Annotated in this window: 15 protein-coding genes and 1 pseudogene; 7 read left to right on the forward strand and 9 right to left on the reverse strand. The window is 74.4% G+C overall.

The window, feature by feature from the left end:
• Window positions 1-83 precede the first annotated feature (83 nt).
• Window positions 84-953: a DUF72 domain-containing protein gene (locus HL189_RS05070; RefSeq protein WP_369132607.1), complete on the forward strand. Its 870-nt coding sequence runs from the start codon at window positions 84-86 to the stop codon at window positions 951-953.
• On the opposite strand, the gene HL189_RS05075 is transcribed toward HL189_RS05070, so the two are convergent.
• Window positions 911-1,906, reverse strand: coding sequence for a Gfo/Idh/MocA family protein (locus HL189_RS05075; protein ID WP_369132608.1), 996 nt, complete (start codon window positions 1,904-1,906; stop codon window positions 911-913). The genes HL189_RS05070 and HL189_RS05075 overlap by 43 nt on opposite strands.
• 36 nt (window positions 1,907-1,942) lie before the next feature.
• On the opposite strand from HL189_RS05075, the gene HL189_RS05080 reads away from it, so the two are divergent.
• Window positions 1,943-2,221, forward strand: a complete 279-nt coding sequence (locus HL189_RS05080) for a DUF4031 domain-containing protein (RefSeq protein WP_369132609.1) — start codon at window positions 1,943-1,945, stop codon at window positions 2,219-2,221.
• Here HL189_RS05080 and HL189_RS05085 read toward each other — a convergent pair.
• Complete coding sequence (locus tag HL189_RS05085) at window positions 2,190-2,819, reverse strand: metal-dependent phosphohydrolase (RefSeq protein ID WP_369132610.1); 630 nt, start codon at window positions 2,817-2,819, stop codon at window positions 2,190-2,192. The two genes, HL189_RS05080 and HL189_RS05085, sit on opposite strands and share 32 nt — an antisense overlap.
• A gap of 88 nt (window positions 2,820-2,907) precedes the next feature.
• Between HL189_RS05085 and HL189_RS05090 the strand changes: the two genes are divergently transcribed.
• Entirely contained in the window at window positions 2,908-3,690 is a 783-nt protein-coding gene (locus HL189_RS05090) for a phospholipid scramblase-related protein (RefSeq protein ID WP_369132611.1), read from the forward strand.
• A gap of 261 nt (window positions 3,691-3,951) precedes the next feature.
• Here the strand turns inward: HL189_RS05090 and HL189_RS05095 are convergent, their stop codons facing one another.
• Window positions 3,952-5,376 (reverse strand): glucose-6-phosphate dehydrogenase (NADP(+)), encoded by a 1,425-nt coding sequence (locus tag HL189_RS05095; protein WP_369132612.1) that lies wholly within the window; start codon window positions 5,374-5,376, stop codon window positions 3,952-3,954.
• Window positions 5,377-5,608: 232 nt separating this feature from the next.
• On the opposite strand from HL189_RS05095, the gene HL189_RS05100 reads away from it, so the two are divergent.
• The 3 genes from HL189_RS05100 (at window position 5,609) to HL189_RS05110 (ending at window position 10,211) form a co-directional block, all read left to right on the forward strand.
• Window positions 5,609-6,904 carry an MFS transporter gene (locus tag HL189_RS05100; RefSeq protein WP_369132613.1) on the forward strand — a complete coding sequence of 432 codons (1,296 nt, stop codon included), beginning with the start codon at window positions 5,609-5,611 and terminating at the stop codon, window positions 6,902-6,904.
• 128 nt (window positions 6,905-7,032) lie between these two features.
• Complete coding sequence (locus tag HL189_RS05105) at window positions 7,033-7,167, forward strand: hypothetical protein (protein WP_369132614.1); 135 nt, start codon at window positions 7,033-7,035, stop codon at window positions 7,165-7,167.
• Between the two features lie 62 nt (window positions 7,168-7,229).
• Window positions 7,230-10,211 carry an AAA family ATPase gene (locus HL189_RS05110; RefSeq protein ID WP_369132615.1) on the forward strand — a complete coding sequence of 994 codons (2,982 nt, stop codon included), beginning with the start codon at window positions 7,230-7,232 and terminating at the stop codon, window positions 10,209-10,211.
• A 452-nt stretch (window positions 10,212-10,663) separates the two neighbouring features.
• Here the strand turns inward: HL189_RS05110 and HL189_RS05115 are convergent, their stop codons facing one another.
• From HL189_RS05115 to HL189_RS05130, 4 genes are all read right to left on the reverse strand, one after another.
• Entirely contained in the window at window positions 10,664-12,472 is a 1,809-nt protein-coding gene (locus HL189_RS05115; RefSeq protein WP_369132616.1) for a DEAD/DEAH box helicase, read from the reverse strand.
• Window positions 12,473-12,686: 214 nt separating this feature from the next.
• On the reverse strand, window positions 12,687-13,439 hold the full coding sequence (locus HL189_RS05120; protein WP_369132634.1) for an amino acid ABC transporter ATP-binding protein: 753 nt from the start codon (window positions 13,437-13,439) through the stop codon (window positions 12,687-12,689).
• 32 nt (window positions 13,440-13,471) lie between these two features.
• Complete coding sequence (locus tag HL189_RS05125) at window positions 13,472-14,428, reverse strand: amino acid ABC transporter permease (RefSeq protein ID WP_369132617.1); 957 nt, start codon at window positions 14,426-14,428, stop codon at window positions 13,472-13,474.
• On the reverse strand, window positions 14,428-15,372 hold the full coding sequence (locus tag HL189_RS05130) for an ABC transporter substrate-binding protein (RefSeq protein WP_369132618.1): 945 nt from the start codon (window positions 15,370-15,372) through the stop codon (window positions 14,428-14,430). The genes HL189_RS05125 and HL189_RS05130 overlap by 1 nt, the downstream gene beginning before the upstream one ends.
• Before the next feature lie 252 nt (window positions 15,373-15,624).
• Here HL189_RS05130 and HL189_RS05135 point away from each other — a divergent pair, with 252 nt between their 5' ends.
• A complete protein-coding gene (locus HL189_RS05135; RefSeq protein ID WP_369132619.1) occupies window positions 15,625-16,827 on the forward strand; it encodes a PLP-dependent aminotransferase family protein in 1,203 nt (400 codons plus the stop codon).
• Window positions 16,828-16,871: 44 nt separating this feature from the next.
• Here HL189_RS05135 and HL189_RS05140 read toward each other — a convergent pair whose 3' ends face one another.
• Complete coding sequence (locus HL189_RS05140) at window positions 16,872-18,557, reverse strand: DNA repair helicase XPB (protein WP_369132620.1); 1,686 nt, start codon at window positions 18,555-18,557, stop codon at window positions 16,872-16,874.
• Between the two features lie 440 nt (window positions 18,558-18,997).
• Window positions 18,998-19,297 (reverse strand): annotated as a pseudogene (locus HL189_RS05145) (HNH endonuclease); the annotation flags it as partial.

Here is a 19,297-nt window from a genome sequence, read left to right on the forward strand (position 1 = left end):
GGCTGGTGGTCGACGGCGTCGAGGCAGAGGTCCTTGAAGCGGGCGGGGGAGTCGCTCATGGTCGGGCAGGGTAGGGCGCGCGGGTGACGGTGATCATCGGGACCTCGGGGTGGCAGTACCGCGACTGGCGCGGCCGCTTCTACCCGCCGAGGCTCCCGCAGCGGCTGTGGCTGGAGCACCACGCCGCACACTTCGCCACCGTCGAGAGCAACAACGCCTTCTACCGGCTGCCGGAGAAGACGACCTTCGAGGCCTGGCGGGCGCGCACCCCCGACGACTTCCGGTGGGCGGTGAAGGCCTCCCGCTACCTCACGCACATCAAGCGGCTGCGCGACCCGGAGGAGCCGGTGGCCCGGCTGATGGAACGGGTCGCCGGGCTGGGCGACCGGCTGGACGCCGTCCTGCTGCAGCTGCCGCCCACGCTCAAGGCCGACCTCGACCTGCTCAGCACGTGCCTCGGGCAGTTCCCGGCCGGCACCCGGATCGCGGTCGAGCCGCGCCACGAGAGCTGGTGGACCGACGAGGTCCGCGCCCTGCTGGAGCGGTACCAGGCGGCGCTGTGCTGGGCCGACCGCACCGAGCAGCCGATCGCGCCGCTGTGGCGCACCGCCGAGTGGGGCTACCTGCGGCTGCACCGTGGCATCCAGGGTCCGGGTGCGGACGGGTGGGGCTACCGGCCGGAGACGCTGCAGCTGTGGGCGGAGCGGCTCGCGGCGACCTACGGGGACGACGACGTCCTCGTGTACTTCAACAACGACCCCGGCGGCGCGGCCACCGTCGACGCGGTGACCTTCGCCGACGCCGTCCGGGCCACCGGCGGCCGGCACACCCGGGTGCCCACGCACGACCAGGCCAGCGGCGCCGCCTGGCCGCCGCCCGAGCCGAAGCGCCCCAGTAGGAAGGCGAGCGGTCAGAGGACGGCGCGGTCCTCGGCGAAGGTGACGCCCAGCTGACCGGCGGCGTCCTCGAGGACCCGCTGGACGGCGAGCGTGTCGGCCAGCGGCATGACCGCGCTCTCGCCGCGGCCGGCCCGCACGCACCCGGTCACCTCGGCGAGCTCGTGGGAGTACCCGCCGCCGCGCTGGGCGAGGGTGATCGGCTGGGGGTCGGCGTCGGCCCGGTGCAGCACGATGGTCTGCGGGTGGTGGAAGCGGGGCAGCACGTCGATCCAGCCCGCCGTCCCGAAGACCCGGGCCTGCCCGGGCAAGGCGTTCCGCAGCGAGGCGGTCAGCGTCGCCGTCCGGCCGTCGGCGTAGCTGAGCAGCAGGGACGCCTCGGCGTCGACGCCGGTCTCGAACACCGACCCGGCCGCGGCCACGGTGTCCGGGTCGCCGAGCACCATCTGCGCGAAGGAGACGACGTAGACGCCGAGGTCCAGCAGCGCGCCCCCACCGAGCTCGCGGGAGAACAGCCGGTCGGTGGGGTCGAACTCCCGCTGCACGCCGAGGTCGGCCTGCACCGAGCGGACCTCCCCGATCGCCCCCTCGGCGATCAGCTCCCGCAGCCGGACGACGGCCGGCTGGAACCGGGTCCACATCGCCTCCATGACGAAGACGCCGGTCTCCCGGGCCGCGTCGACGACCTCCTGCGCGCCGGCCACGGTCGCGGTGAAGGCCTTCTCGACCAGCAGCGCCTTGCCCGCCTCCACCGCGCCGAGCGCGATCTCGCAGTGCTGCGGGTGCGGGGTCGCGACGTAGAGGACGTCGACCTCCGGGTCGGCCAGGATGCCGGCGTAGGAGCCGTGGGCCCGCTCCAGGCCGTGCCGGTCGGCGAAGTCGCGCGCGCGGTCCAGCGAGCGGGAGGCGACGGCGACCGCCCGTGCGCCCTCGACGTGCCGGAAGTCCTGCACCACCTTCTCGGCGATGCGGCCCGGCCCGACGACGCCCCAGCGGATCTCCTCGGTCACGCGTCGAACCGTAGCGGGCGGGGCAGACTGCGCCCCGTGGCCGTCCTGATCGACACCCCCGTCTGGCCGTGGCGCGGCCGGCGGTGGTCGCACCTGGTGAGCGACACCGACTACGCGGAGCTGCACGCGTTCGTCGCCGCGCACCTCGGGATCCCGCGGCGCGCGTTCCAGGGCGACCACTACGACGTGCCGGAGGAGCTCTACGACGTCGCGGTCGGCGCGGGCGCCGAGCCGGTGGGCGCCCGGGAGCTGCTCCGCCGGCTGATGGCCGCCGGGTTGCGGGTCAAGAAGAGGCGCGACCCCGCAGCAAGGTGAGCTCGGCGGTCAGGTTGGCGCGGGCCCGCGGCGTCCAGGCCGCGGCGACCTCGGGGGTCCGGTACAGCGTGGGCAGCGCCAGCAGGTGCTCGAGGACGGCGATGCGGCCGCTGGTGAAGTCGGCGTCCGACAGGTGGCCGTACTCCTCCCGGACGGCGGAGGCGTAGCCGGCGTACGCCTCCGGCGGGGCGGCCAGCACGGCGAGGTCGGCGTCGCACAGGACGGCGCCGTTCGCGTCGCCGTCCGCGGGGTCGTGGCCGGCGGTGAGCAGCACCAGCCGCTCGACCTCGGCCACCGTCGCCGGCTCGACCAGCCCCAGCAGGCCGATCCCCGCGCGGGCGGCGCTGACCTGCTCGTTGTCGTCGCGTTGCGGGTCGTAGGCGACGTCGTGGTACCAGGCGGCGAGGCGGACGGCGGCGGGGTCGGCCGCGTGCCCGGCCAGCCGGTCGACGACCCCGAGGACGGCGGCGAGGTGCGCCAGGTCGTGGTAGCGGCGGTGCGGTTCGGTCCAGGAGCCGACGACGGCGGCCCACTCGGTGCGCGAGGTGGGGGAGTCGCCGGCCAGCCGCGCCCAGTCCTCGAACCCCACGCCGGTCACCCGCGGAGTCTGGCACGCGCGCCGGTCGCCTCCTCCCCACGGGGGAGGCACTCCGGGACTCCCGGCCCGCGCGGCTACCGTTTCGATCATGGCTTCTCCGACGCCCCCGCCGGGCTGGTACCCCGACCCCGCCGGTGGGCCCGGCACGCGCTGGTGGGACGGCCGGGGCTGGACTGAGCACGTGCAGCAGCCGCCCGCGCCGCCGCAGCACCCGCAGCCGCAGCAGCCGCCCCCGCACCCCGCAGGTCCGCAGCACGGCCGGCAGTGGGCCCGGTCGGTCCTGCTCGAGCAGCCGGTGCTCGTCGTCCAGCAGAAGGCCAAGCTCATCGAGCTCACCAACGAGTACGGCGTCTTCGACAGCAACGGGCAGCAGCTGGGCGCCGTCGTCCAGGTCGGGCAGAGCACCCTGCGGAAGGCGTTCCGGTTCGTCTCCGAGTTCGACCAGTTCCTCACCCACCGGCTGGAGGTGCGCGACGCCACCGGCCCGGTCCTGCTGCTCACCCGCCCGGCCAAGGTGGTGAAGTCCCGCGTGCAGGTGTCCCGGCCCGACGGGCAGCCGCTCGGCGAGATCGTCCAGGCCAACGTCTTCGGCAGGATCCGCTTCGACCTGGTGGTCGGCGGGCAGCCGGTCGGCGCCATCCAGGCGGAGAACTGGCGTGCCTGGGACTTCTCGATCAGCGACGGCTCGGGCCGGGAGGTCGCCCGGATCACCAAGACCTGGGAGGGGCTGGCCCGGACGATGTTCACCACGGCCGACAACTACGTCGTCCAGGTGCACCAGCGGCTGGAGGAGCCGCTGGCCAGCCTGGTGCTCGCCAGCGCCCTGACCGTCGACACCGCCCTGAAGCAGGACGAGCGCGGCTTCAACTGAAAGAAGGACCCCGCCGCCCCCCGCCGTTCGCAGGCTCACGGCGGGGCCCTGCGCCGGGGCCGCTCCAGCACGTCACCAGGGGTAGGGTGGAGGACGTCCGGGCCGGGCGACCTGTGTCCCCGGGCTCCACTTGATAATTGCCGCCGCGGAACACCGCCCTGACCTCGGTCGGGGGCTGGAGCTGCGGATGCGCAACCCGCCGCGAGGCGACCAGCGCCCGGTCCGGACCCTCAGGCCCCCGTGCCCCGCACAGGGGGCTCCTCAGTCCTCGGTCTGCCCGAGGAGCCAGCCGTGCTCGCCGGTGAGGGCGTTGGCCGCCGCGGGACCCCACGACCCCGGGGTGTACGGGTGCACCTCCGGGCGGTGGTCCAGGACCGGCTGCAGTGCCCGCCAGGTCTCGGCCAGGCCCTTGCTCGTGGTGAACAGGGATCGGTCGCCGACCAGCACGTCGTGGATGAGCGAGACGTAGGGGGCCAGCGGCTCGCCGCCGGGCACCTGGGACAGGTCCAGGGACACCCGGGCCGGGGCCATCGCGAGGTCGGGGCCCGGCCGCTTGGCCATGATGTCGACGTCGAGGGCGCCGGCCCCGGCCAGGGACAGGGAGATCACGTTCCCGTTGGCCGGGACGTCGTGCACCGGGCCCTTGGGGCGGTGCAGCACGAGGCTCACCCGCTGCTGCTTGTCCGCCATGCGCTTGCCGGTGCGCAGCAGGAACGGCACGCCGCGCCACCGGCCGGAGTCGATGTACAGCCGGGCGGCCACGAAGGTGTCGGTCTGGCTGTCGTCGGGCACGTCGTCCAGGTCGCGGTAGCCCTCGTACTGACCGAGGACGACGTCCTCCGGCGCCAGCGGGCGGAAGTGGGAGAGCACCGACTCGCGGGCGTGGAGGATGTCGTCGGCCGAGAAGCTGACCGGCGGCTCCATGGCGACCTCGGCGGCCACCTGGAACAGGTGGGTGACCAGCATGTCCAGGGTCGCGCCCGTGGCGTCGTAGAAGTCGGCGCGGTCGGCGACGTCGAGGTCCTCGGGGACGTCGATCTGCACCTGGGCCACGTGCTCGCGGCTCCAGATGTGCTCGAACAGGCCGTTGGCGAACCGTGCCACGTGCAGGTCCTGGGTGCCCTCCTTGCCCAGGAAGTGGTCGATGCGGAAGACCTGCCCCTCGTCCATCACCGAGTGCACCAGGTCGTCGAGCTCGCGGAAGCCCTCCGGGGAGGCGCCGAACGGCTTCTCGTAGACGACCCGCGCGCCCTCGGCGAGCCCGTGGGCACCCAGCGCGCGGGTGTAGCCGGTGAACGCCTTCGGCGGCAGGGAGAGGTAGTGCACCAGCTGGACGTCCTCGCCGAGCTCCTTGCGGGCGGTGGTCACGGCGTCGAGCAGCTCGCCCGGGTCCTCGGCGGTGAACCCGCCGCCGGCGAACCGCAGGCGGTCGCGGAACTCCTCCCACGGCCCCTCGTCCGGCGAGGGGCCGAACGTCTCGAGGGACTCCCGCACGTGGTCCACGAACCACTCGTCGGTCCGCTCGCCGCGGCCGCTGCCGATCAGCCGCCAGTCCTCGGGCAGCAGGCCGTGCTGGGCCAGCTGGAAGAAGGCGGGCAGCACCATCCGGCGCGCGAGGTCGCCGGTCGCGCCGAAGAGCACGAAGACGGTGGGGTGCAGGTCGTCTGTCGTCCCGGTCTCGGGCACGGGGCAGTCCTCTCGAGATGTGGCCCGGTGCTCTGCAGCTCGCCGTGGCCTCCGACGTGGGGTGCACCAGTTCCGGTCAGCAGGAACCCCGCAGCGGCGCGGCCGTGTTCCCGCTCCCAGTGTCCCGCATGCGGGGCCGCCACCGCGAGCGCCCGGGCGGCCGCTGCCCCGAGGTGCCGCCGCCGACCCCGCTCATTAGCGTGGGCCGACCACGATCTCGACGGAGGGACCCATGGCCGGGACCACGCGAGCAGACCGCCCGCAGGAGGAACACCGCCTGCCGGTGCGCACGCTGGTGTCGGCCAGCATCGGCAACGCGGTCGAGTGGTTCGACTGGACGGTCTACGCCACGTTCCTCGTCTACTTCTCCACGCAGTTCTTCCCCAAGGAGAACGAGGCGCTGGCGCTGATCGGGACGACGTCGACGTACGCGCTGGCCTTCTTCTTCCGGCCGCTCGGCGGGTGGCTGCTCGGTCGCTTCGCCGACCTGCGCGGGCGCAAGGCCGGGATGCTGCTGACCATCCTGCTGATGGCCGGCGGCTCGCTGGTGATCGCCGTCCTGCCCACGTACGAGGCGGTCGGCTGGCTGGCGCCGATCCTGCTGCTGCTCGCCCGGATCGCCCAGGGCATGTCCCTGGGCGGGGAGGTGTCGAGCGCCTCGTCGTACCTGGCCGAGATCGCCCCGCCCGAGCGGCGCGGCCGCTACGCCGCGTTCTTCTACGTCTCCACCGGCACGTCGCTGCTGGCTGCGTCGCTGCTCGGCGTGCTGCTGACCAGCGTGCTCGACGACGACCAGCTGCGCTCCTACGGCTGGCGGATCGCCTTCGCCATCGGCGGGCTGCTGGGCATCGTCGGCCTGTGGCTGCGTCGCTCGCTGACCGAGACCGACCAGTTCGAGGAGAACTCGGCCAAGGCGCGGGCGACGAAGAACCCGCTGTGGCTGACGATCCGCGACCACCCGCGAGCGGTGCTGCAGCTGTGCGGGGTCACCGTGCTGAACACGCTGAGCTACTACACGTTCTTCAGCGCGCTGACGCCGTTCGCGATCAACTTCCGGGGCGCCGACGACAACGACGTCTTCCTCGCCCTCTCCATCGGGACGGCGCTGTTCGTGGCGCTCTGCTACCCGTTCGGGGCGCTGTCGGACCGGTTCGGCCGCAAGCCGCAGATGCTGGTGTGGTCCGGCGGGCTGGCGCTGCTCGTCGTCCCGCTGTCGTTCCTGGTGCGCGACGACCTGCTGTCGCTGATCGTGGTCTTCTGCGTGGGGCTGGGCCTCTACGCGCTCCTGGCCTCGATCGTGCCCGCGGTGATGAGCGAGCTGTTCCCCACCGAGCTGCGGGCGACCGGCATCGGCGCCTGGTACAACGTCACGGTCGCCGTGTTCGGCGGTACCGCCCCGCTGGTGATCACCGCGCTGTCGGAGGCCGGGCACCCGCTCTGGTTCTTCTGGTACGTCGCGGGGGGTGCGGTCATCGCCTTCATAGCCACCCTCTCGCTGCGCGAGACGAAGGGCACGGAGCTCCGCTGAGGGTCTGAGGTCCCCTCAGACCCCTCCCAGGTCCGGCCGGGCCGCAGGACTGCCCGGTCGACCGATGCCGGGCGCACCACCTCAGCACGACCGTCGTCCCTGTCCGAGACAGACGACAGGAGACGGTCATGGCCATTCGTTACCCGAACCCCGCGCTCGAGGCGGAGCTCGCCTACCGGCAGGAGCGGATCGCCGAGTCCTTCCGCCAGGGCAGCCGCCGCGGCTCGTGGCGGTCCCGGCGCCGGAACGCGCAGCAGAGCTGACGGCGCCGGCTCCGCGCACGGTGGTGGCCGGTTCCGTCGGCTGCCCGTGCCACGATCGGCCCGTGCCACGCTGGGACGACTGCCCGCTGGTGGGCCGGGACGACGAGCTCGCCCGGCTGGTGGCGCACGTCCGGCGCGCGGCGGTGGGACGACCGTCGGCGGCGCTGCTCGCCGGTGACGCCGGCGTGGGCAAGACGCGGCTGCTCGACGAGCTGGCCCGCCGGGCCACCGACGACGGGGTCCGCGTCCTCGTCGGGCACTGCGTCGACCTCGGCGAGGTCGGGCTTCCCTACCTGCCGTTCGTCGACCTGCTGCGCCCGCTCACCGCCGACGCCGAGGAGGCCCTCGAGCGGCACCCGCTGCTGGCCGGTCTGCTCGCCGGGCGTCCCGACGTGTCGGTCGTGCAGACCGGTGAGCCCGCCGACCTCGGGCGGCCGCTGCTGAACCGGGCCGCCGCCGGCCGCCCGGTCGACGACGGCCGCCTCCAGCTGTTCGAGTCGGTCGCGGCCGTGCTCGGCGAGCTGGCGCAGTCCCGGCCGGTGCTCGTCGTGCTGGAGGACCTGCACTGGGCCGACCGGTCCAGCCGCGACCTGCTGCGCTACCTGCTGGCCCGGCTGGTCGACGAGCGCGTCGCCGTCGTCGGCTCCTACCGCGCGGACGACCTGCACCGGCGGCACCCGCTGCGGCCGCTGCTGGCCGAGCTGGTGCGGCTGCCCGGCGTCGAGCGGCTCGCGCTGGGCCCGCTGCCCGACGCCAAGGTCGACGAGCTGGTCCGCCACCGCGCCGCGGCGCTCGGGGGCGTGCCCGACCGCACCGTCGAGGACGTCGTCGCCCGCGCCGAGGGCAACGCGTTCTACGCCGAGGAGCTGCTGACCGCCCGGCTGGAGGGCGACGCCCTGCCGCTGGTCCTCACCGACGTGCTCCTGTCCCGCGTCGAGCAGCTCGCCCCCGCGGCCCAGCAGGTGCTGCGGGTGGCGGCCGTGGCCGGGCGCTCGGTGCGGCACGACCTGGTGGCGGCGGTCGGCGGCCAGTCCCCGGCGGAGCTGGAGCAGGCGCTCGCCGAGGCGGTGCACCACCACCTGCTCGTCGTCTCCGGTGACGGGCGCTACCGCTTCCGGCACGCGCTGCTGCGCGAGGCGGTCCTCGCCGACCTGCTCCCCGGCGAGCGGGTGCGGCTGCACGGCGCGGTCCTCGCCTACCTCGCCGGGCACCCGGCCGCCGGCACCGCCGCCGAGCGGGCCCACCACGCCCGGGAGAGCAACGACCTCCCCGGGGCGCTGAGCGCGTCGCTGGAGGCGGCCGCGGAGGCGCACCGGGTCGGCGCCCCGGCGGAGCGGCTGCAGCACCTCGAGGCCGCGCTCGCCCTCTGGCCGGTCGTGCCCGACGCGGCCGAGCGGGCCGGCCGGGCGCAGTGGGCCCTGCTGCTCGACACCGCGGCGGCGGCCCGGGCGGTCGGTGAGCACCACCGCGCGGTCGCGCTGCTGCGGGCGGCGCAGGACCTGCTCGGCCCGGACGGCGACCCGGTGGCCCGGGCCCGGGTGCACTACACGCTCGCCCAGGCGCTCACCCGGATCGAGGACCAGGCGGCCGCCTACCGGGAGAGCAGCGCCGCGATGGCGCTGGTGCCGGCTGATCCACCGTCCCCGGTGCGCACCTGGGCGGCCACCGTTCACGCGCGCAAGAGCTACGACACCGGCCGGCGGGCCGAGGCGGACGCGGCGGCGGAGGAGGCCCTGGCCGCGGCCGACGCCCTCGGCCTGGACAGCGCGTGGTCGGACACCGCCGTCTCGCTGGCCTGGATGCGCGACGCCGACGACCTCGGGAAGGTGCGGGCCCGGCTCGACGAGGCCCTGGTGCGCGCCCAGCGCTCAGGGGACCCCGACGTGGAGATGCGGGTGCTGTTCAACCTGGGCAACGTCGTCTACGAGGACGGCGACGTCGCCGGCACGCTCGCCTGGACGTCGCAAGGGCTGGAGCGGGCCCGCGGGCTGGGCATCGAGTGGTCCTTCTACGCCGCCGAGCTGCGCCACCTCGACGTCGTCGCCCGCTACGTGGCCGGCGACTGGGACGGCAGCCTCGAGGTCGCCGACCAGCTGGCCCGGGTGCCGGAGATGGCCGCGCACGTGCGCGCCGACGGGCTGATGGTGCTGGTCGGGCGCGGCGACCCGAGCGCCCGGGACCGGCTCGCCTGGGCGCAGGGGCTGGCCGCCCGGCTGGACTCGCACGGGCTCCTGCTGCTGGCCACCGCCGCCGCGGCGGTCGACCTGGCCGCCGACGACGGCGACCCGGAGACCGCGCTGGCGGTCACCGACGAGGCCGTCCGGCGGATCGCGGCCATCTGGGACGACGACCGGCTGGCCACCGTCCGGCTGGTCGCGTCGGCGCTGTCCGCGGTCGCCGACGCCGCCGCGGCCGCCCGGCTGGTGGGGGACACCGCCACGGCCGAGGAGTGGGTGCGCCGGGCCGGGCCGCTGATCGGGTCCGCCCGCGAGGCGGCCGAGCTGTACCGGCGCGCGGTGGGGGAGATGGGCGTGGAGGGCCGGGCCTGGGTCGCCCGGCTGGACGCCGAGGAGGCGCGGCTGGGCGGCTGCGCCGCGCCGGAGCTGTGGCGCGCCGCCGTCGACGCGTTCGGCTACGGCCACGTGTACGAGCAGGCCCGCTCACGAGCTCGGCTCGCCGAGGCGCTGCTGGCCACCGACGACCGCGAGGCCGCCGCCGCCGAGCTGAAGGCGGCGCACGAGGTGGCGGTGCGGCTGGGTGCTGCGCCGCTGCGCACCCGGCTGGAGGCGCTGGCCCGGCGCGGGCGGCTCGACGCGGGGCTGCCCGGCGTACGGCCGGCCGACCCCTCCGCCGTGTTCACCCCGCGGGAGCGGGAGGTGCTGCGGCTGGTGGCGCAGGGCCGCACCAACCGGCAGATCGGCGCGGAGCTGTTCATCAGCGAGAAGACGGCCAGCGTGCACGTCAGCAACATCCTGGCGAAGCTCGCGGCCGGCTCCCGCACCGAGGCGGTCGCCATCGCCGCCGCCCGCGGCCTGCTCACCTGACCGCCCCGGCGTCCGGCGCTGCCCGGCCGATCTCCATGACGCGAGGCCCCGAGCCCGCCTTTCCTCCAGCAGCAGCGCCTCCCACCGCTCGAGGTGCACGAGCAGCTCGTGCTGCACCCGGATGACCGTGCGGAGCTCACGGCGGGTCAGCAGTTCCGGCGGGAGCACGGCCAGGTAGCGCTCACGTCTCGGCAGGGCTGCGATCAGTTCGATGTACGCGTCCACGGCCCCGACCCTGGCTGCGGCGAGGCGACGCGGCGGGCGCATCGACCGACCTGTGGAGGGACGCGGTGCTGGGGACGCCGTGGCGCGGAACTGTCATCCGTCTGTGCCTGGACCGCCACCGTGGCCGGCGTCCCGCCGAGTGAGCACTTGATGTCGCCGACGTTCCCGGACACGCCGCGCGGGACGACCGCAACTGCTCAGTCGGCCGCCGAGCGCGGGCCCGGCCCTCAGAGCATGGTGCGGAGGCGCTCGCGGCGGGCGCGCAGCACGTCCACCGACGCGGACGCCGACGGCGGGCCGGGCACCGACTTCCGCAGCTGGGTGTGCACCACCGCCTGCGGCGTCGACGTCTTCGCCGAGACCCGGTTGACCAGCCGGTTGACCTCCCGGCGCAGCTCCGCGGCGTCGCGCCACGAGCGGCCGGCGTCGTCCTCGTCCGGGTGGTCCTGCACGAGCATCAGGCCGTCGTCCTCGTCCGGCATCCGCCGGGCGGCCTCGACCCGCAGGCGCAGCTCGTCGTCGCGCTTGGCGAGCAGCGAGGCGGTCTGCTCGGGGGTGAGCAGGCCCGGGATCCCGAGGAACTCCTCCTCCTCGATCCCCAGCGACACGGCGGCCGGGCGCCCCTCGCCGGTGTGCGCCGTCCCGCCGTGCAGGACGTGGGCGAACCGCGCGTCGGCCTCCAGCGCCTCCCACTCCTTGGCCGCCCCCTCGCGGGGCTCCCGTGGCGGAAGGTCCAGCGCCTCCAGCTCCTCGTCGGGCTGGCTCTTCGGCGGGGGCAGGACGTGGTTGCGCTGCTCCTCCATCGAGGCGGCCAGCGTGAGCAGCGGCCGCACCGCGGGGAGGAACACCGTCGCCGTCTCGTGCGCCGCGCGGGCGCGCACCACGCGGCCGACGGCCTGCGCGAAGAACAGCGGCGTGCGGTAGGAGGTCATCCAGGCCAGGACGGCGGCCCGGGGGACGTCGACGCCCTCGGAGACCATGCGCACGCAGACCGCGATCCGGGCGCCGCCGACGTTGAACTTCTCGATCTTCTTCGAGGCCTTCGGGTCGTCGGAGAGGATCAGCTCCGGCGCCTTCCCGGTGACCCGGCGGACGATCTTGGCGTACTCGCGGGCGTCGTCCTGGTCGCTGGCCAGCACCAGGCCGGCGGCGTCGGGCATGCCGCCCTCCTCGCGCAGGTGCGTGATCCGGTCGTCCATCGCCGCGATGACGTGCGGCACCCACTGGCCCTTGGGGTCCAGCGCGGTGCGCCAGGCCTGCATCTCCACCGAGCGGGTGCCGGCCTCCGACAGCGAGGCGGCGACCACCTCACCGGCGGAGTTCCGCCAGCGGGACGTGCCGGTGTAGGCGGCGAAGACGACCGGGCGGACGACGCTGTCGGCCAGCGCCTCCTTGTAGCCGTAGGTGAAGTCGGCGACGCTCATCAGCCCGGCCAGGCCCTGGTTGTCACTGCCCTCGAACCCGTCCTCGACGTACTTCACGAACGGGATGCGCTCGTCGGCCTTGGTGCGGAACGGCGTCCCGGTCAGGCACAGCCGGCGGGCCGCGCGGCCGTAGGCCTCCCCGACCGCCTCGCCCCAGGAAAGGCCGTCGCCGGCGTGGTGCACCTCGTCCAGGATGACCAGCGTCTTGACGGCCGTGGCACGGGCGGCGTGCAGCATCGGCTTGCCGGCCACCTGCGCGTAGGTGGTCACGTAGCCCTGGGTGCCGGCGCGCACCGGGCCGACGGCGTTGGTGAGCCCGGGGTCGAGCACGATCCCCACCCGGTCGGCCGCGTCGGCCCACTGCAGCCGCAGGTGGTCGGTCGGGCAGACGACGACCACCCGCGCCACCTCGCGCCGGGACAGCAGCCGCGCAGCCAGGGTCAGCGCGAACGTCGTCTTGCCGGCGCCGGGGGTCGCGGTGACGAGGAAGTCCTTCGGGGAGGTCTCCTCGTACTGCTCCAACGCGGCCTGCTGCCAGGCTCGGAGTGGACGGCTGGATGTCTGCGGGGCCGGTGCCTCCGCGCGTGCTGCAGTCGCCATGTCGGGGCTCATTCTGGACGGCGGGAGGACAACACGCCCAACCGGCCACCTGCCGCGCGCCCCGCCCAGGACGGCGTATAGGGCACTGGAGCGACGCGCTGACCTGCGGGTTCGTTCGAGCGACAGCCGGGTGTGGTCCTCGTCATGCTCGGGGGAGGACCGCCCCGTCACGTCACCCGGGTCCCGCCGTCCCCAGTCGTCCCGGAGCGCTCACAGCACCTCGGGTTCACAGCACCTTGGACAGGAACCCCCGGGTCCGCTCGTGCTGCGGGTCGCTGAGCACCTGCCGGGGGTCGCCGGCCTCCACCACGACGCCGTCGTCCATGAAGACGAGCGTGTCGCCCACCTCCCGGGCGAAGCCCATCTCGTGCGTGACCACGACCATCGTCATGCCGTCGGCCGCCAGGCCGCGCATCACGTCGAGGACCTCGCCGACGAGCTCCGGGTCCAGCGCCGAGGTGGGCTCGTCGAACAGCATCAGCTTGGGCTCCATCGCCAGCGCACGGGCGATCGCCACCCGCTGCTGCTGGCCGCCGGAGAGCTGGTTCGGGTAGTTGTGCACCCGGTCGCCGAGCCCGACCCGCTCGAGCAGCTCGGCGCCCCGGGCCCGGGCGGCGTCCTTGGCCAGGCCCTTCACCCGCATCGGCGCCTCGACGACGTTCTCCAGCGCCGTCATGTGCGGGAAGAGGTGGAAGCGCTGGAACACCATGCCGATGTCCCGGCGCTGCGCGGCGACCGCCCGCTCGGGCAGCTCGTGCAGCTTGCCGCCCTGCTCGCGGTAGCCGACCAGGTTGCCGTCGACCCAGAGCCGGCCGGCGTCGATCTTCTCCAGGTGGTTGATGCACCGCAGGAAGGTCGACTTCCCCGACCCGGAGGGCCCGATGACGCACATGACCTCGCGGGGGGCGACCTCCAGGTCGATGCCCTTGAGCACCTCGACGTGCCCGAAGCGCTTGTGCACCGCCTCGGCCCTGACCATCGCCCGGCCGGCGCCGCCGGCCGCGTCGGTGCTCACTGGCTGCCCCCGACCTCTCGGGCCCGGCGCGCGGCCCGCTGCGCGCGGGTCTCCCGCACGCCGAAGCCGCGGCTGAACCGCTTCTCCAGGAAGTACTGGCCCAGCATCAGCACGCTGGCCAGCGCCGCGTACCAGAGGATCGAGGCCACGGCCATCGGGATGATCTGGAAGGTGCGGCTGCCGATGGCGCGCAGCTGGAAGTTGAGCTCGGTGGTCACCGGCACCGCGATGAGCAGCGAGGTGTCCTTGAGCATCGCGATCGTCTCGTTGCCGGTCGGCGGGATGATCACGCGCATCGCCTGGGGCAGCACGATGCGGCGCAGCGTGGTGCTGCGGTTCATCCCGAGCGCGCTGGCCGCCTCGGCCTGCCCCGGGTCGACCGACTGGATGCCGGCCCGCACGATCTCGGCCATGTAGGCGCCCTCGGACAGTGCCAGCCCGAGCAGCCCGGCGGTGAAGCCGGTGAAGATCTGGTTGCCGTTCAGCCCGAGGAAGCGCAGATCGCCGCTGAACCCGAACAGGTCCATCAGCTGCCGGTCGAAGGGGAAGCCGAGCTCGTAGGTGGCGTAGAGCGCGCCGAGGTTGGCCACGAAGAACAGCAGCACGATGCGCGGGATGGCGCGGAAGAACCAGACGTAGACCCAGGCCGCGCCGGAGACCACCGGGTTCGGCGACAGCCGCATCACGGCCAGGACGACGCCGAGCAGGACGCCGAGCACCATGGCCAGCACGGTCATGAGCAGCGTCGTCCGGGCGCCGCGCAGCACCGGCGGGCTGAACATGTTGTCGACCATGAACTGCCACTGGAAGACCGGGTTGGTCGCCAGCATGTGCACGAACATGGCGACCAGCACCGTGATCACCGCGGCGGCGACCCACCGGCCGGGGTGCCGGACCGGCACCGCCCGGATCTGCTCGGGTGGTGCCGGTCGTGTCGGCGCGTCGGTGGCCATCAGCCGACGGTGGGGTTCACCGCCGGGGCGTCGATGGCGCCGCCCTCGACCCCCCAGTTTTCCAGCACCTGCTGGTAGCTGCCGTCCTCGACCAGCGCGGTGACGGCGTCGGCGAGCGCCTGGGCGAAGTCGGTCTGGTCCTGGGGGACGACGTAGCCGTAGGGCGCCGCGTCGTACACGTCGCCGAGCAGCTCGAGCTGGCCGTTGGTCTGCTGGACCGCGTAGGCCATCACCGGGGAGTCGGCGAGCACCGCGACGTCCTTGCCGGACACGACCGCGGCGGTGGCCTGGTCCTGGCCCTCGTACTGGTCGATGGTGATCGCCGGGTCGCCGGCGGCCTCGCAGGCCTCGGACCGGGCGGTGATGTCGTCGACCTGCACGGTGCCCCTCTGCACCGCGATCGACAGGCCACAGGCGTCGTCCGGGTCCACGCCCTCGGGGTTGCCGGCCTTCGTCGCCCACTGCGTGCCGGCGTTGAAGTAGCTGATCATGGTGGCCTGCGCCAGCCGGTCGGGGTTGATGGTGAAGGAGGAGACGCCGACCTCGTACCGGCCCGAGCCGACGCCGGCGATGATCGAGTCGAACGGGGCCGTCTGGAACTCCGCTTCCAGCCCGAGCTTCGCGGCGACGAGGCTGAACAGGTCGACGTCGAAGCCGACGATCGTGGAGCCGTCCTCGGCCAGGAACTCGCTCGGCGCGTAGGTCGAGTCGGTGCCCACGGTGATGACGCCGTCGGACGAGATGTCCGCGGGCACCCGGTCGGCCAGCGCCTGGTCGACCTCGACGCCGGGCAGCGACGAGGCGGCGGCGCTCGCGCCGGTGTCCTCGGCCGCGCTGCCGCCGGTGTCGGAGGTGCCGCCGCCGCAACCGGTGACCGCGAGCGCGGTGCTCGTCAGGGCCACCGCGGCGACGGCCACGCGGCGGATCGGGCTTCTGGTGCGCACGGGAACTCCTCACTGGGGGATCGATCACGCTGATCTTCTCCTGCCCACCTGCCCTGTGGTCCACCCGGTCGTCCCGCGGGCTGCCCGCGGGCCCGGCGCGCCTGCCGGGCGCCGAACTGCCGGCGGCCGGATCTCGTCGTAGGCTGGGCGCGGCTCCTCGACCAGGAGGCCAGTCCGGCCCGGCGGCCAGCGGGACACCCCCCGCGCTCCGCGCCGTCCCTCCCTCAGCTCGTCCAGCCTCCTGGAGCTCCCGTGTCCTCCGCCGTCCTGTCCCAGCCCGTTCCTGCCCTCGCCCAGCGGCTCAGCGGCGTGGCCAGCTCCCCGGTCCGTGAGCTGCTCGCGCTGCTCGACCGCCCCGGGGTCATCTCCTTCGCCGGCGGGCTGCCCGCCCCCGAGCTGTTCGACCTCGACGGGGTGCGCGCCGCCTACGACCGGGTGCTGTGGGGGCCGCACGCGCGCCGCGCGCTGCAGTACGCCCCGACCGAGGGCGACCGCGACCTGCGGGCGCGGGTCGCCGCGCGGCTGACCGCCCGCGGTGTGCTCACCACCGTCGACGACCTGCTGGTCACCTCCGGCTCGCAGCAGGCGCTCACCCTCGTCGCCACCGCGCTGCTCGACCCGGGCGCGGTCGTCCTGGTCGAGGACCCGACGTACCTGGCCGCGCTGCAGTGCTTCCAGCTCGCCGGTGCCCGGGTCGTCCCCGTGCCCACCGACGAGGAGGGGATGGACCCGGCGGCGCTCGCCGACGCGCTGCGCCGGGAGCGGCCGGCGCTGGTCTACCTGGTGCCCACCTTCGCCAACCCGACCGGGCGCACGATGCCCGAGCAGCGGCGGGCCGAGCTGGTGGAGGTCACCGCCCGGCACGGGGTGTGGGTCGTGGAGGACGACCCGTACGGCGAGCTGCGCTACCGCGGCGCCCCGGTCGCCCCGCTGGCCGCGCACCCGGGCGCCGACGTGCACGTGCTGCACCTGGGCAGCTTCTCCAAGATCGCCGCGCCGGGGCTGCGGCTGGGCTGGCTGCGGGCGCCGTCCTCGGTGCTGCCGGCGCTCACCGTCGCCAAGCAGGCCGCGGACCTGCACACCTCCACGATCGACCAGGCCGCCGCCGCGGCCTGGCTCGCCGAGACCGACGTCGAGGCGCACGTGCTGCGGCTGTGCTCGGCTTACCGGCAGCGGCGGGACGCGATGGTGCGGGCGCTGCCGGAGGTGCTGCCGCCGGGGAGCAGCTGGACCGACCCGGACGGCGGGATGTTCGTCTGGGCGCGGCTGCCCGGGAACCCCGACACGGCGGAGCTGCTGCGCCGGGCGCTGAGCGCGGACGTCGCGTTCGTGCCCGGTGCCGCCTTCTACGCGGGCACGCCGGACCGGTCGACGCTGCGGCTGTCGTTCACCACGCACACGCCCGAGCGGATCGGCGACGGCCTGGCCCGGCTCGCCCGCGTGCTGCGCGACTGAGCCGTCGGGGGGCCAGGTCGGCTGACATGGCCCCCCGCGCGCCATCAATCGGCGGGCTCGTCCACCCAGCCGGGGCCGTTGACCTCGCCGGGGCCGGCCAGGTCCGCGGCGTCGACGATCGTGTACGCGTAGCCCTGCTCGGCGAGGAAGCGCTGCCGGTGGGCGGCGTACTCGGCGTCGAGGGTGTCGCGGCTGACCACGGTGTAGAAGTGCGCCTGCCGGCCGTCGGCCTTGGGCCGCAGCACCCGGCCGAGCCGCTGGGCCTCCTCCTGCCGTGACCCGAAGGTGCCCGACACCTGGACGGCGACGGCGGCCTCGGGCAGGTCGATGGAGAAGTTGGCGACCTTGGAGACGACGAGGGTCTTGACCTCGCCGGCGCGGAACGCGTCGAACAGCTTCTCCCGCTCCTTGTTGGTGGTCGACCCCTGGATCACCGGCGCGTCCAGCGCCCGGCCGAGCTCGTCGAGCTGGTCGAGGTACGCGCCGATCACCAGCTTCTGCTCGTCGGGGTGGCGGTCCAGCACCCGGCGGATCACCGGCAGCTTGGACGCCGCGGTGGCCGCGATCCGGTACCGCTCCTCGGGCTCGGCGACCGCGTAGGTCATCCGCTCCTCGTCGTCCAGCGCGACCCGCACCTCGACGCACTCGGCCGGGGCGATGTGGCCCTGCGCCTCGATGTCGCGCCACGGGGCGTCGTACCGCTTGGGCCCGATGAGGGAGAAGACGTCGTCCTCCCGGCCGTCCTCGCGCACCAGCGTGGCCGTCAGGCCCAGCCGGCGGCGGGACTGCAGGTCGGCGGTGAGCCGGAAGATCGGCGCGGGGAGCAGGTGGACCTCGTCGTAGACGATCAGGCCCCAGTCCTGGGCGTCGAACAGGTCCAGGTGCCGGTACTCGCCCTTCCGGCGGGTGGTGATCACCTGGTAGGTGGCGATGGTGACCGGGCGGATCTCCTTGCGCTCGCCGGAGTACTCGCCGATCTCGTCCTCGGTCAGCGTGGTGCGGGCGATGAGCTCGCGCTTCCACTGCCGCCCGGACACGGTGTTGGTGACCAGGATCAGCGTGGTGGCCTTGGCCTCGGCCATCGCGGCCGCGCCGACCAGCGTCTTGCCCGCGCCGCAGGGGAGGACGACGACGCCCGAGCCGCCGGCCCAGAAGCCCTCGACCGCCTGCTGCTGGTAGTCCCGTAGGTGCCAGCTGTCCTGCTCCAGGGCGATCGGGTGCGCCTGGCCGTCGACGTACCCGGCGAGGTCCTCGGCCGGCCAGCCGACCTTCAGCAGAGCCTGCTTGAGCCGGCCGCGCTCGGACGGGTGCACGACGACCGAGTCCCCGTCGATCCGCGCGCCCAGCATCGGTGTCACCCGCTTGCTGCGGACGACCTCCTCCAGCACCGCGCGGTCGCTGCTCGTGAGCACCAGCCCGTGCACCGGGTGGTTGGCCAGGGTCAGCCGGCCGTAGCGGTCCATCGTGTCGGCGACGTCGACCAGCAGCGCGTGCGGCACCGGGTAGCGCGAGTAGCGGACCAGCGCGTCGACCACCTGCTCGGCGTCGTGCCCGGCGGCGCGGGCGTTCCACAGCGCGAGCGGCGTCACCCGGTAGGTGTGCACGTGCTCGGGGGAGCGCTCCAGCTCGGCGAACGGGGCGATCGCCGCCCGGCACTCCTTGGCCAGCGGGTGGTCGACCTCGAGCAGCAGGGTCTTGTCCGACTGGACGATGAGGGGGCCGTCGCTCACGCGCATGCATCCTTCGGTTCGGGGACTCCGGCGCAGACGAGGCGCCGGGACTGTCCAAGGTAACGCCGCCGGGCCACTGGTCCTTCCGAATGGGGACACGTCGACGACTGCGGATAGCGCGAGTCAGAAGGGCGGAACGTCGTCCGCGGGCGGGGCCGGTGGTGGTTCGGGTCCGGCCGGTGATCCGTGGGGCCGGGGGCGCTGGCCTGGTGGTCGGGTGGTGCGGGTGACGCCGGAGGGGGTGGTGACGTGCAGGGTGCCGTCGGGGTCCATCCGGAAGCGCCAGCCTGGGGCGAAGTCGAAGGACCCCCGTGCCCCCCATCACTCGCGAGCTCGCGGCGGGACCCTGCACGGGGGCCGGTGGGCGGTGACGTGGTCGAGGTCGGCCCAGCCGACCCGCTGCCCGCAGTTGGAGAAGCGGCAGCGCCGGTCCCGGGTGGTCACGAACGCCCGCTGCCGCTCGGGGGGGTGTAGGCCTCGGTCGGCGGAGGCGGGCCGGCCACGCGGCAGCCGCACTCGCCGTCGGGGTGTGCCCGGCAGCCGCGGCGGGCCAGCCGGGTGAGCTCGGCGGGAGTGAGGGTGGCCAGCAGCTGCCCGTCCGGGCCGGTGACCGCGTAGCGCAGCGTGCCGCCCTCCGGTGCGGCCAGGCCCAGCGCGCCGACCCGGGCGAGCAGGTCGCGCAGGTGGGCGGCGGTGATCGGCAGCCCACCCAGCTCACCCGGGGCGCTGCTGCCGCCCTC

It is taken from the genome of Modestobacter sp. I12A-02662, assembly GCF_041028325.1.
Classification (GTDB): domain Bacteria; phylum Actinomycetota; class Actinomycetes; order Mycobacteriales; family Geodermatophilaceae; genus Modestobacter.